Consider the following 12676-nt stretch of genomic DNA (forward strand, 5'->3'; position numbering starts at 1 on the left):
CCGCGCGGGCGATCTCCAGATCACCGTGCGCGTCGCGACGGACCGTCAGAGGAGAACTCCACAGCTATGACTCACGAGCCGAACGACTCCACGTCACCCGCAGCGAACGACCTGGACGCGAACGGCTCAGCAGCCCCCTCCGCTCCGCACGAGAGCATGTCGACCAAGTCGTCCGGTGACTACGGCGCGAACCAGATCCAGGTCCTCGAGGGCCTCGAGGCGGTCCGCAAGCGCCCCGGCATGTACATCGGATCCACGGGTCCGCGCGGTCTGCACCACCTGGTCTACGAGATCGTCGACAACGCCGTCGACGAGGCGCTCGCGGGCTACTGCGACAACATCGAGATCCTGATGCGCGCCGACGGAGGCGTCACCGTCTCCGACAACGGCCGCGGCATCCCGGTCGACATGCACCCGACCGAGGGCATCTCCACGGTCGAGCTGGTCCTCACCGTGCTGCACGCCGGCGGCAAGTTCGGCGGCGGCGGCTACGCGGTCTCCGGCGGCCTGCACGGCGTCGGCTCCTCCGTGGTCAACGCGCTGTCGACGCGACTCGACGTCGAGGTCAAGCGCCAGGGCGCCGTGTACCGGATGAGCTTCACCGACGGAGTGCCGGACGCCCCGCTCGAGAAGGGCGAGGCCAGCGACGAGACCGGCACGACGATCACCTTCTGGCCCAACGCCGGCATCTTCGAGACGGTCGAGTTCGACTACGAGACCCTGCGCGCGCGCTTCCAGCAGATGGCGTTCCTCAACAAGGGCCTGCGCATCGCGCTGACCGACCAGAACGAGGTCGAGTTCGAGGGGGAGGGCGAGAACGAGACCGAGGGCGACCGGACCGACGTCTTCCACTACGAGAAGGGCCTCGTCGACTACGTCGAGTACATCAACTCGCTGAAGAAGTCGGACCTCGTGCACTCCGAGATCATCGACTTCGAGTCCGAGGACACCGAGCGCCGCATCTCGCTCGAGGTCGCCATGCAGTGGACCACGGCCTACACCGAGAGCGTCCACACCTACGCGAACACCATCAACACCCACGAGGGCGGCACCCACGAGGAGGGCTTCCGCGCCGCGCTGACCACTCTGGTCAACCGCTACGCGCGCGCGAACAACCTGCTCAAGGAGAAGGACGAGAACCTCTCGGGCGACGACATCCGCGAGGGCCTCACCGCCGTCGTGTCGATCAAGCTCGGCGAGCCGCAGTTCGAGGGCCAGACCAAGACGAAGCTCGGCAACACCGAGGCGAAGGCGTTCGTGCAGCGCGTGGCCGGCGAGCAGCTGGCCGACTGGTTCGACCGCAACCCGAGCCAGGCCAAGGACATCATCCGCAAGGCGATCCAGGCGGCCTCGGCCCGCATGGCGGCGCGCAAGGCGCGCGAGACCGCCCGCCGCAAGGGCCTGCTCGAGGGCGGCGGCATGCCGGGCAAGCTCAAGGACTGCCAGTCCAAGGACCCGTCGATCTCCGAGATCTTCATCGTCGAGGGCGACTCGGCGGGAGGATCCGCGGTGCAGGGCCGCAATCCCGAGACGCAGGCGATCCTCCCCCTCCGCGGGAAGATCCTCAACGTCGAGAAGGCCCGGCTCGACCGCGCTCTCGGCAACAACGAGGTCCAGGCGATGATCACGGCGTTCGGCGCCGGCATCGGCGAGGACTTCAACCCCGACAAGGCGCGGTACCACAAGATCATCCTGATGGCCGACGCCGACGTCGACGGCCAGCACATCACGACGCTGCTGCTGACGCTCCTCTTCCGCTACATGCGCCCGCTGATCGACCTCGGCTACGTGTACCTCGCGCAGCCGCCGCTGTACCGCCTCAAGTGGTCGAACTCCCCGCACGAGTACGTCTACAGCGACCGCGAGCGCGACGCCCTGATCGCGCACGGCTCGGCGACCAACAAGCGCATGCCCAAGGAGAACGGCATCCAGCGCTACAAGGGCCTCGGCGAGATGGACTACAAGGAGCTGTGGGAGACCACGATGGACCCCGCCACGCGGACCCTCCTCCAGGTCACGCTCGACGACGCGGCCGCGGCCGACGAGATCTTCTCCACTCTCATGGGCGAGGACGTCGAGTCCCGCCGTTCCTTCATCCAGAAGAATGCGAAGGACGTGCGCTTTCTCGACATCTAGTGGTCGAGGAAGCGGACGTCCTTCGAAAGACGGCGGCCGGGCGGTCCAGTGGACCGTCCTCGCGACCACCTCGAACACGTGACGGCGGCCCTCGATGGGCCGCATCCTCGACCAGAACACGACAGAGGCCCTCACCGGCCCGCACACCGACGACACACCTGACACCCAGCGCGACCGCCGCCCCCGCTTCTCCGGGGCACGGACCCACCTGAGAGACCAGAGATCATGGCAGAAGAATCCACCACCCCCACCGGCCCGGACGAGAGCGACGACATCGTCACCGAGACCGGTGTGGTGATCCACGGTCACGACAAGATCGAGCCGGTCGACCTGCAGCTCGAGATGCAGCGCTCCTACCTCGACTACGCGATGAGCGTCATCGTCGGGCGAGCCCTGCCGGAGGTGCGCGACGGCCTGAAGCCCGTGCACCGCCGCGTGATCTACGCCATGTACGACGGCGGCTACCGTCCCGACAAGGCGTTCTCGAAGTGCTCGCGCGTCGTCGGCGACGTGATGGGCCAGTTCCACCCGCACGGCGACTCCGCGATCTACGACGCGCTGGTCCGCCTGGTGCAGCCGTGGAGCCTCCGCTACCCGCTCGCGCTCGGGCAGGGCAACTTCGGCTCCCCCGGCAACGACGGCGCCGCCGCCCCCCGGTACACCGAGACCAAGATGGCGCCGCTCGCGCTCGAGATGGTCCGCGACATCGACAAGAACACCGTCGACTTCCAGGACAACTACGACGGCCGCACGCGCGAGCCGGCGATCCTGCCGGCCCGGTTCCCGAACCTGCTCGTCAACGGCTCCGTCGGCATCGCGGTCGGCATGGCGACCAACATCCCGCCGCACAACCTGCGCGAGGTCGCCGCCGGCGCGAAGTGGGCGCTCGAGAACCCGGACGCGACGCGCGAGGAGCTCCTCGAGGCGCTGCTGCAGCGGATCAAGGGACCCGACTTCCCCACCGGTGCGCAGATCCTCGGCGTCCGCGGCATCCAGGACGCGTACCGCACCGGCCGCGGCTCGATCACGATGCGCGCCGTCGTCTCCATCGAGGAGATCCAGGGCCGCACCTGCCTCGTCGTCACCGAGCTGCCGTACCAGGTGAACCCGGACAACCTGGCGATCAAGATCGCCGAGCTGGTCAAGGACGGGCGCGTCTCGGGCATCGCGGACATCCGCGACGAGACCTCCGGTCGCACCGGCCAGCGCCTCGTCGTCGTCCTCAAGCGCGACGCCGTGGCGAAGGTGGTGCTGAACAACCTCTACAAGCACACGCCGCTTCAGGAGAACTTCGGCGCGAACATGCTCGCGATCGTCGACGGCATCCCGCGCACCCTCTCGCTCGACGGCTTCATCCGCGCCTGGGTCGACCACCAGGTCGAGGTCATCGTGCGCCGCACCCAGTACCTCCTCGACGAGGCGGAGGCGCGGATCCACATCCTGCGCGGCTACCTCAAGGCGCTCGACGCGCTCGACGAGGTCATCGCCCTCATCCGCCGCTCCCCCACCGTGGAGGAGGCGCGCGACGGTCTGATGGAGCTGCTCGACATCGACGAGGTGCAGTCCCGCGCCATCCTCGACATGCAGCTGCGCCGCCTCGCGGCCCTCGAGCGCCAGAAGATCATCGACGAGCACGACCGGATCCAGGCCGAGATCGAGGACTACAAGTCGATCCTCGCGAGCCCCGAGCGCCAGCGCACGATCATCTCGGACGAGCTCGACGAGATCGTCGACCGCTTCGGCGACGACCGCCGCACCGAGATCCTCTTCGGGTTCGACGGAGACATGAGCGTCGAGGACCTGATCCCCGAGGAGGAGATGGTCGTCACCGTCACCCGAGGCGGTTACCTCAAGCGCACCCGGAGCGACTCCTACCGGGCCCAGCACCGCGGCGGCCGCGGCGTGCGCGGCGCGCAGCTCAAGGCCGACGACATCGTCGAGCACTTCTTCGTCACCACCACGCACCACTGGCTGCTGTTCTTCACGAACACCGGTCGCGTGTACCGCGCCAAGACCTACGAGCTGCAGGAGGCCGGCCGCGACGCCAAGGGCCAGCACATCGCGAACCTGCTCGCGCTCGAGCCGGGGGAGCAGATCGCGCAGATCCTCGACATCCGCGACTACGAGGCGGCCCGCTACCTCGTGCTCGCCACGCGCGACGGCCTCGTGAAGAAGACGGCCCTCTCGGAGTACGACACGAACCGCTCCGGCGGCATCATCGCGATCAAGCTGCGCGACGGCGACGAGCTCGTCTCGGCGCTCCTGGTCGAGGAGGACAGCGACGTGCTGCTGGTCTCCCGCAAGGGCATGTCGATCCGCTTCACCGCGTCCGACGAGGCGCTGCGTCCGATGGGCCGCTCCACCTCCGGAGTCCGCGGCATGTCGTTCCGCGGAGAGGACCGCCTCCTCGACGCCAACGTCGTCAGCGACGAGGGCTTCGTGTTCGTGGTCACCGAGGGCGGCTACGCCAAGCGCACCGCGGTCGACCAGTACCGCCTCCAGGGACGCGGCGGGCTGGGCATCAAGGTGGCCAAGCTGGAGGAGAAGCGCGGCGACCTCGTGGGCGCCATCATCACCGGAGAGGACGACGAGGTGCTCGTCGTGCTCGCCAGCGGCAAGGTGGTACGCTCTGCGGTGGCCGAGGTACCGGCCAAGGGTCGCGACACCATGGGAGTCGTCTTCGCACGATTCGCTGAGGACGACCGCATCATCGCACTCGCCAAGAACACCGAACGCAATCTCGACGCCCAGGACGAGGATCCCGACGCCGCGGCGCCGGGCGAGTCCGCTCCGGTGTCGGAGGAGGATGGGTCCGTAGATGAGTAGCACCGTCGCCGAGAAGCTCGCCAGGAAGTCCGCGAAGAGCCCGGCGGCGAAGCAGGTCCGCCTGAAGCTCGTCTACGTCGACTTCTGGTCGGCCGTGAAGCTCTCGTTCCTGCTGGGCCTGACGCTCGCGATCATCACGATCGTCGTCGTCTACCTGGTCTACACGGTCCTGGCCCAGACGGGAGTGTTCGACGAGGTCAACGGCCTCGTGCAGGACATCGCCGGCGCCGAGGCGTTCGACCTCAACACGATCATCTCGCTGCCGCAGGTCATGGGCTTCGCGATCGTCGTCGCGGTGCTGAACACCATCGTCACCACCGCGCTCGGCGCGATCGTGGCGCTGCTGTACAACCTCAGCGTCAAGATCACCGGCGGCCTCCTGGTGGGCTTCACCAACCAGTAGGGCGCACGGTCCGGCCGATTGGGATTCCTGCTCGATGTCGGGTAGAGTCTCCTCTGGCCATTCCGGGGGTATAGCTCAGGCGGTTAGAGCGCTTCACTGATAATGAAGAGGTCCCAGGTTCAAGTCCTGGTACCCCCACCCGGTCCGAACGGCCCGTCACCTCGCGGTGGCGGGCCGTTCGACTCTCGGAGACGGATCGCCCCGTCTCCGGCCCGGGGCCTTAGCTCAGTTGGTAGAGCGCCTGCTTTGCAAGCAGGATGTCAGGAGTTCGAATCTCCTAGGCTCCACACTTCCTCCCCTCTCGCGGGTGCTCCCCCTTCGTCGGCCCTTCTGGTCCACCGGCCGACATCCGGGGTGGTCCCGCGTGTCGGCACTCTCGTCGGCGTGATCGCCGGCGGCCTCTCCTGTCGCGGACCGTGCGGTCCCCGCGATCGAGGTCGCCACTCGGACGGCCGAGTCGCCCGCTCAGCGGTCCACGCAGGCGAGGCCGAGGAACTGCTGGACCGAGAGGGTCTCGGACGTGCCGTCGCGGATGTCGCCGACGATGATCTCGCCGACGGAGAGCGTGTCGAACTGCTCGGCCGTGAAGACGACCGGGCGGGCGAGCACGGAGCGGTCGGTCGCGTAGGCGCCCAGCGCGAGGTCGACGCCGAGCGGGAACCGCTCGATCACTGTGTCGGCCGGCCAGACCGTGGATCCGGAGAGGTCGGTCGCGCCCAGCTGCGTGACCGGTGACGGGGAGACCCAGCGGGTGACCCTCCGCAGCCCGTCGCCGATGGTCAGGGGGGCGGAGTCGGAGGCGGCGAGGTCGAGGCCGTCGACGGACCCCGAGCACACGACGACGACCCCGAGGACCTCTCCTCGCTCGCCGCCCCGTCCGAGCCCGACCGCGGCCGTGGTCACCGGCTCCTCGGAGGCGCACCCCGAGAGCGCGAGGGCGCCGAGCAGAACGACGGTGCTCGCGAGCGCAGCGCGACGGTGCATGGGTCCTCCCGCGGCCACCCTACGCGGGCAGGGCGAGGGCCAGAGCGGCGAGAGCCTGCGGAAGGGAGGGAGCGCCCTCCGACCGGAAGACCACCTCTCCGGCCGTATCGCGCACGACGACGGTGGGGGTCGAGCGGATGCCGGCGGCCTCGGCCTCGATGGGGTGGAAGGCCACGTCGCGCTCGCGGATCTCGGCGGCGGGGACGAGCTCCGCGGCGCGCTCCAGCACCGAGCGCGCGGCATGGCAGGCGCCGCAGAAGGCGGAGGTGTAGAGCTCGACGATCACGACGAAGGGAACACCGGGGCGCGGCCGGGGATTCCCGGCCACCGTCAGCGGAGGAGCCAGGCCTCGTTCATTGTGAGGGCCGCGTCGACGAGCTCGACGCGCTCCAGCTCCTCGACGTCGCTCAGGGGGAACCAGGCGACGGCGTCCGTGGAGCCGTCCACCTCGTGCGTGAGCTCGCCGCCCACGATGCGGGCGCGGTACACGACGCGGATGGCGTGCAGGGGGCCGGCCTCGGGGTCGCTGCGGCGGTGCGCGGGGATCACGTGCGAGTCCACGCCGATGAGGGCCTCGAGCTCGGCACGGTAGCCCGTCTCCTCGAAGATCTCGCGGACCGCGGCGTCGGCCGGCGACTCGCCCTCGTCGATCCCGCCGCCCGGAAGCGTCCAGGCCGACCAGGGGCCCTGGCTCCAGTGCGCGAGCAGCATCCGCTCACCGTCGATGATCACGCCGTACGCGGCGACCCGGATGTCCACCGCAGAAGCCTAACCCGGGCATGCGAAGGAGCCGGACCCCCTGAGGGGCCCGGCTCCAGCGACGAGAAGGTCAGGAAGCGGTCGAGGCCGCGTTCTGCGCGGCGCTCTGCGGCTCGTCCTCGGCGACCCACAGCTCGTCGTCGGCGCGGAACGTCTGCCAGACGGCGTAGCCGATGCCGCCGACGGCGACCAGCGCGGCGCCGATCGCGAAGACCGTGCCGACCTTGCTCTTCTTCTTCGGCGGAGTGGTGAGCTCCTCCCAGCGCGCCTTCGAGATCTCGGCGAGCTTCGCGCGGTTCTTCGAGTCCTTGGCGGCCTCGAAGGCGGCGGCGGCCGTGCCGCCCACAGCGGCGAAGGTCGGGACGACCTTGTGCTTGTAGGCGTTGCGTGCCGAGGAGTACGTGCCCTCGACGGCCGAGACGCCGTTGTCGTAGACCGGCTTGACGCGCGAGTCGTACGTGTCCTTGACGAAGGGGACGAGCTCCTTCTTGGCGTACTTCGACGCGTGGCGGCGGCTCTTCTCGAGCACGGAGGCCGCGTGCGCCAGCACCTCCTGCTGCTCGCCCCAGACCGCCTCGGCGTTCTTGCGAAGACGCTTGAGGTCCTTCTTGTGCTTACGTGACAGACCCATGTTGGTCCTCCATCGGCTACGAGCAGCGAACGCCTCAATACTGCCACTCATCGATCGGCGTCCGCATCGCGCACCCAGCGCATTGACACCGGGCGTTGCAGGGGCCTACAGACGCGCTGTGCGAGAATCCGAGCATGCCTTTGCACACCGCAGTCGCGACGTTCCACACCAACAAGGGCGACATCGTCGTCAACCTCTACGGGAACCACGCTCCCAAGACGGTCCGCAACTTCGTCGGTCTCGCGACCGGCGACATCGAGTGGACCCACCCCGCCACGGGTGCGAAGACGAAGGAGCCGCTCTACAACGGCACCGTCTTCCACCGCATCATCCCCGACTTCATGCTCCAGGGCGGCGACCCGCTCGGGCAGGGCATCGGCGGCCCGGGCTACCAGTTCGACGACGAGATCAACTCGGAGCTCGACTTCACCCAGCCCTACATCCTCGCGATGGCGAACGCCGGCAAGCAGGCGGGCCGCGGCACCAACGGCTCGCAGTTCTTCATCACCGTGGCGCCGACGACCTGGCTCCAGGGCAAGCACACCATCTTCGGCGCCGTCGCCGACGAGGAGTCGAAGAAGCTCGTGCAGTCGCTCTCGGCGGTCCCCACCGACGGCCGTGACAAGCCGCTCGAGGACGTCGTGATCGAGAGCGTCGAGATCACCGAGGTCTAATCGCCTCATCCACCACTCATTCGAGGGCCGGGTCCGTCAGGGCCCGGCCCTCGTTCTCCCCGGAGGCACGTCCGTGACCCAGGTCCCGCCGAGCAGCACCTACTCCTGCTACCGACACCCCGACCGGCAGAGCTTCGTGCGCTGCCAGCGGTGCGGCCGCACCATCTGCGGCGAGTGCCAGACGCCGGCTCCGGTCGGCGTGATCTGCCCGGACGACATGGCGCAGCAGCGCGCCACCGCGCCGCGCACCCGCGGTCCCCTCCTCTCCCGCGTGCGGGCCATGACCCGTGCCGACCAGCCGACGGTGACCTACGCGATCATCGCGCTCTGCATCGTGCTGTGGATCGTCGAGATCCTCCCCTTCGTCGGCGGGCCGGCGGTCAACGCGCTCCTGTACGCCCCCGCCTACACGCTCCCCGGCTTCGGCGCCGGCTTCGAGCCGTGGCGGATGCTCACTTCGGTGTTCCTCCACAGCACGTCGCTCTTCATCGTCATCCCGTTCCACCTGGTGCTGAACATGTACACGCTGTGGGTGTTCGGCATGGTGCTCGAGCGCATGCTGGGCCGCGGGCGCTACCTCACCCTCTTCCTCCTGAGCGGTTTCGCCGGGTCGGTGGGCGTCCTGCTCCTCGCGAACCCGCTGACCCCGGTGATCGGCGCCTCCGGTGCGATCTTCGGGCTGATGGGCGCGTACCTGGTGATCCTCCGGCACCTGGGCGGTCAGGCGTCGCAGCTGCTGGTGCTGGTCGGACTGAACCTCGTCATCGGCTTCCTGCCCGGGATGAACGTGGCGTGGCAGGCGCACGTCGGCGGTCTGGTGGCCGGCGCGCTCATCGGGCTGGTCTTCACGAAGACCCGGCAGCGCGCCCAGCGGCGCACGCAGAACCTCCTCGTCGGGCTCATCGGAGTCGGACTGGTGGCGATCACCGCGGGCGCCTACGTCCTCGGCTGATCCCGTCCCCTCCCGCAGCGGCGGGTCCGGCAGTGCCTCGCGCACTCCCGGGCCCGCCGCTTCGTCGTTCCCGCGGTGACCGTCTCCACCGCTGTCCACAGGTGCTCTCAACAGGTGGGGAGGAAGTTATCCACAGAGTTGTTAACACTGGGGAGAACGTCCCGGGTGTCCTCCTCGGGAGGACGATCCGGGGACGGCGGCGCGTCCGAGAACCGGCGGGCTGGTGCCGATCGGGGCCCTCCGCGCCTCGAGCAGGCCAGCGCGGCGGGGACCGCGGAGTTCTCCACAGGGGATTCCACAGCTGGGGATAATTACAGCGGTGTAGTTCTCCGGCGGACGGCCACCAGGGCCGTCGCCTCACGGTCGTTGTCGCGGTGCAGCGAGGTGGCGAACCCGGCCGCCTGGAACGCCGAGGCACTCGCCGCGGCCTGATCCGCGCCGACCTCGATCACGACGACGCCGTGGGGTGCGAGCCACGCCCCCGCCTCCTGAGCGATACGGCGGTGCAGGGCGAGCCCATCCGACCCGCCGTCGAGCGTGAGCATCGGCTCGTGCACCCGGGCCTCCGGCGGCATGAGCGCGATCGCCGCGGTGGGGACGTAGGGGGCGTTGACGACCACGACGTCGATCCGCCCGCGCTCACTCCGGGGGAGCGCGTCGAAGAGGTCGCCCTCGTGGACGTCGCCGCGGCCTGCGAGCGTGCGGCGCGCGCAGGCGACGGCGGCGGGGGAGAGGTCGGCCGCGAGCAGGCGGACGTCCGGCCGCTCCTCCGCGATCGACCGGGCGAGCGCGCCGGATCCGCAGCAGAGGTCGAGCAACACCGCGCCGTCCGGGAGGACCTCCAGGGCGCAGTCGACCAGCCACTCGGTGCGCACGCGGGGCACGAAGACGCCGGGTGCGACGGGGACGCGCAGGCCGCGGAAGGCGACCCAGCCGAGGATCTGCTCGAGGGGCTCGCCCGTCTCGCGGCGACGGAGCAGCAGCTCGAGGTCGGAGGGGGAGTCGGCGGCCTCCTCGAGCAGGCCCGCCTCCTCCTCAGCGAAGACGCAGCCGGCGGTGCGCAGACGCTTCACCGACGACGAACGCCCCGTCGGCGGACCGGACGGGGCGTCGTTCACGACTGGGGGAGGCTCAGCGCCAGCGCGTCGTCATCAGGAAGCCGATGAACGCGATGCCGAAGCCGATCAGGATGTTGAGGTTGCCGAGATCGGGGATCGGCAGGGTGCCCTGGCTCACGTAGAAGACGATGATCCAGGCGAGTCCGAGCAACATGAAGCCGAACATCACCGGCTTGAACCAGACCGGATTCGGTGCGTTCTCGCCGGTCCGGGCCTCGTCGCGCTCGGGCTTCGGGCTCTTCGTCGCTCGTGCCATGCCGACCACTGTACCTGGCGGAGGCTCCGGGCCGGGAGCACCGGGGCTGCGCGGGTGCTGTGCGGACTCGCGGAGCGGCCGGTGCAGGCGCTCGAGTGGTCCCATCGGCCCTCCTCAGGCGGCGACTCGGGAGGGCTCTCCACAGGTCCGGATCATGCGCCACAGCCGGTCACGGCTCGCGCCTAGACTCGTCGCATGACCGCCCAGAACCCCGACGGGGCGGCTCTGCGGCCGCGAGCGAAGCGACGGAGGGCCCGCCCGGTCCGACGACTCTCGTTCTTCGGAGTCGTCGGCGAGCTCCTGATGACCGCCGGCGTCCTGGTCCTGCTCTTCCTGGCCTGGCAGCTCTGGTGGAACGACGCGGTGATCGCGGGCCGGCAGACGACGCAGGCGGCGGAGCTCCGCGAGACCTGGGGCGACTCCTCTCCGGCACCGCAGCCGACCGAGGCCGCCCCGACGGAGCCGGTCGTCGCGTCGGTCGCCGCCCTCGACACCTCCTTCGGCAACCTCTACATCCCGCGCTACGGCGAGGGGTGGGTGCGCACGATCGCCGAGGGCATCGACGCCGAGAACGTGCTCGACGAGGGGAGCATCGGCCACTACCCCGGGACGCAGATGCCCGGCCAGGCCGGCAACTTCGCGCTCGCCGCGCACCGCAGCGCGTACGGCGGAGGCATGCACCTGATCGACGAGCTCCAGCTCGGCGACCCGATCTACATCGAGACGGCGGACGGCTGGTACACCTACCGCTTCCGCAACCTCGAGTACGTCCAGCCCTCCGACGTCCAGGTGATCGACCCGGTCCCGTGGACTCCGGACGCGGCTCCGACCGACCGCCTGATCACGCTGACGAGCTGCAACCCGCTCTACTCGACGGCCGAGCGGATCATCGCGTACGGCGTCTTCGACTCGTTCCAGCCGCGGTCCGCGGGCGCCCCCGCCGAGATCGCCGCCTCGCTGGCTCAGGAGGGCTGACCGTGTACGCAGCGCTGTGGCGGCTTCTGCCCGGGCCGTGGTGGGTCCGGCTCCTGATCGTCCTCGTCCTCGTCGCGGCGGTCCTGGTCGCGCTCGACGAGTGGGTGTTCCCCTGGGTGCAGTCGCTCGTGCTCGACCGGAACGTGACCGTCGGCTCGTGACCGGCGGCGCGGCCCCGCGGATCCTGGTCGTCGACCACCACGACAGCTTCGTCTTCACGCTCGTCTCGTATCTCCGCGAGCTCGGTGCCGAGGTCGACGTGGTCGAGGGCGACGAGCTCGGGACCACGGCGCTCCTGGCTCGTGCGGAGGAGGCGGACGGAGTCCTGGTCTCACCCGGACCGGGCCGCCCCGAGGACGTCCCCGCGTCGACGGCGCTCGTGCAGCGGGCGGAGGCGACCGGGCGGCCGCTGCTCGGAGTCTGCCTCGGCCACCAGGTGCTCGCCCACGCTCTCGGCGCACGCGTCACGGAGGCGCCGGAGCTGCTGCACGGCCGGACGTCCGCGGTCCTCCACGACGGAGATCCGCTCTTCGACGGCCTGCCCTCCGGATTCGCCGCGATGCGGTACCACTCGCTCGCGGTCGACGGTGAGAGCCTTCCCGAGGAGCTGCGGGTGACGGCGCGGACACCGGAGGGAGTGGTCATGGCCGTCCGGCACCGGAGTGCTCCGCTCGTGGGCGTGCAGTTCCATCCGGAGTCGGTCCTCACCGAGGGCGGGCGGCGCCTTCTCGAGAACTGGCTGCGCGAGGTGACGTCGATCGGGTCGTCCGTATCGGCAGACGACACGCCCGGACTCTCGATCCCGGCTCGATGAATGGGAATTCGCCGGGCTTATCGGGCTCGTTATCGAGTCGAGAGCATTGAGAATGATCAGCGACCACCGTCCCCCGAACGGGGATGCCGCCCTGAGTGCGTTCTCACGTAGAAATCCGCCATCTGACGGCTAAATGACGGCGGGCGGA

The 12676-nt window shown here is 69.6% G+C and carries 14 protein-coding genes and 2 tRNA genes; 10 read left to right on the forward strand and 6 right to left on the reverse strand.

All coding sequences use genetic code 11. From position 1 onward, the window contains the following. Positions 1–156 precede the first annotated feature (156 nt). From gyrB to C5C99_RS00815, 5 genes are all read left to right on the forward strand, one after another. The gene (gene gyrB, locus C5C99_RS00795) at positions 157–2136 is read left to right on the forward strand and encodes a DNA topoisomerase (ATP-hydrolyzing) subunit B (protein ID WP_208543372.1); all 1980 of its coding nucleotides are present in this window, start codon (positions 157–159) and stop codon (positions 2134–2136) included. A gap of 225 nt (positions 2137–2361) precedes the next feature. Continuing rightward, positions 2362–4962 carry a DNA gyrase subunit A gene (gene gyrA / locus C5C99_RS00800; protein ID WP_104339444.1) on the forward strand — a complete coding sequence of 867 codons (2601 nt, stop codon included), beginning with the start codon at positions 2362–2364 and terminating at the stop codon, positions 4960–4962. After that, a complete protein-coding gene (locus C5C99_RS00805) occupies positions 4955–5365 on the forward strand; it encodes a DUF3566 domain-containing protein (RefSeq protein WP_104222673.1) in 411 nt (136 codons plus the stop codon). The genes gyrA and C5C99_RS00805 overlap by 8 nt, the downstream gene beginning before the upstream one ends. Before the next feature lie 64 nt (positions 5366–5429). Further along, positions 5430–5503, forward strand: a tRNA-Ile gene (locus tag C5C99_RS00810). A 76-nt stretch (positions 5504–5579) separates the two neighbouring features. Beyond that, positions 5580–5652, forward strand: a tRNA-Ala gene (locus tag C5C99_RS00815). Positions 5653–5830: 178 nt separating this feature from the next. Here the strand turns inward: C5C99_RS00815 and C5C99_RS00820 are convergent. The 4 genes from C5C99_RS00820 to C5C99_RS00835 all read right to left on the reverse strand — a co-directional run bounded on the left by C5C99_RS00820 (position 5831) and on the right by C5C99_RS00835 (position 7739). Beyond that, positions 5831–6349 (reverse strand): hypothetical protein, encoded by a 519-nt coding sequence (locus tag C5C99_RS00820; protein ID WP_104222672.1) that lies wholly within the window; start codon positions 6347–6349, stop codon positions 5831–5833. A 19-nt stretch (positions 6350–6368) separates the two neighbouring features. Beyond that, complete coding sequence (locus tag C5C99_RS00825) at positions 6369–6677, reverse strand: thioredoxin family protein (protein ID WP_258063577.1); 309 nt, start codon at positions 6675–6677, stop codon at positions 6369–6371. A 2-nt stretch (positions 6678–6679) separates the two neighbouring features. Then, on the reverse strand, positions 6680–7108 hold the full coding sequence (locus C5C99_RS00830) for an NUDIX hydrolase (RefSeq protein ID WP_104339445.1): 429 nt from the start codon (positions 7106–7108) through the stop codon (positions 6680–6682). A gap of 70 nt (positions 7109–7178) precedes the next feature. Beyond that, positions 7179–7739 carry a hypothetical protein gene (locus C5C99_RS00835; RefSeq protein ID WP_104232995.1) on the reverse strand — a complete coding sequence of 187 codons (561 nt, stop codon included), beginning with the start codon at positions 7737–7739 and terminating at the stop codon, positions 7179–7181. A gap of 134 nt (positions 7740–7873) precedes the next feature. Here C5C99_RS00835 and C5C99_RS00840 point away from each other — a divergent pair, with 134 nt between their 5' ends. Continuing rightward, positions 7874–8413 carry a peptidylprolyl isomerase gene (locus tag C5C99_RS00840; RefSeq protein ID WP_104222669.1) on the forward strand — a complete coding sequence of 180 codons (540 nt, stop codon included), beginning with the start codon at positions 7874–7876 and terminating at the stop codon, positions 8411–8413. Positions 8414–8486: 73 nt separating this feature from the next. Continuing rightward, entirely contained in the window at positions 8487–9365 is an 879-nt protein-coding gene (locus C5C99_RS00845; RefSeq protein WP_104222668.1) for a rhomboid family intramembrane serine protease, read from the forward strand. Between the two features lie 311 nt (positions 9366–9676). Here C5C99_RS00845 and C5C99_RS00850 read toward each other — a convergent pair whose 3' ends face one another. Together C5C99_RS00850 and C5C99_RS00855 are read right to left on the reverse strand one after the other, a co-directional pair. Next, positions 9677–10438, reverse strand: coding sequence for a putative protein N(5)-glutamine methyltransferase (locus tag C5C99_RS00850; protein ID WP_104339446.1), 762 nt, complete (start codon positions 10436–10438; stop codon positions 9677–9679). Positions 10439–10496: 58 nt separating this feature from the next. Next, positions 10497–10739: a cell division protein CrgA gene (locus C5C99_RS00855; protein WP_104222667.1), complete on the reverse strand. Its 243-nt coding sequence runs from the start codon at positions 10737–10739 to the stop codon at positions 10497–10499. 195 nt (positions 10740–10934) lie between these two features. Between C5C99_RS00855 and C5C99_RS00860 the strand changes: the two genes are divergently transcribed. The 3 genes from C5C99_RS00860 to C5C99_RS00865 are packed head-to-tail and all read left to right on the forward strand — an operon-like array spanning position 10935 to position 12528. Continuing rightward, positions 10935–11714, forward strand: a complete 780-nt coding sequence (locus C5C99_RS00860) for a class E sortase (RefSeq protein ID WP_104338964.1) — start codon at positions 10935–10937, stop codon at positions 11712–11714. A gap of 2 nt (positions 11715–11716) precedes the next feature. Continuing rightward, the gene (locus tag C5C99_RS16945; RefSeq protein ID WP_167299010.1) at positions 11717–11875 is read left to right on the forward strand and encodes a hypothetical protein; all 159 of its coding nucleotides are present in this window, start codon (positions 11717–11719) and stop codon (positions 11873–11875) included. Continuing rightward, the gene (locus C5C99_RS00865; protein WP_104339447.1) at positions 11872–12528 is read left to right on the forward strand and encodes an aminodeoxychorismate/anthranilate synthase component II; all 657 of its coding nucleotides are present in this window, start codon (positions 11872–11874) and stop codon (positions 12526–12528) included. Before C5C99_RS16945 ends, C5C99_RS00865 begins: the two co-directional genes overlap by 4 nt. Positions 12529–12676: the final 148 nt, after the last annotated feature.

The organism is Rathayibacter sp. AY1C4, assembly GCF_002932195.1.
Lineage (GTDB): Bacteria > Actinomycetota > Actinomycetes > Actinomycetales > Microbacteriaceae > Rathayibacter.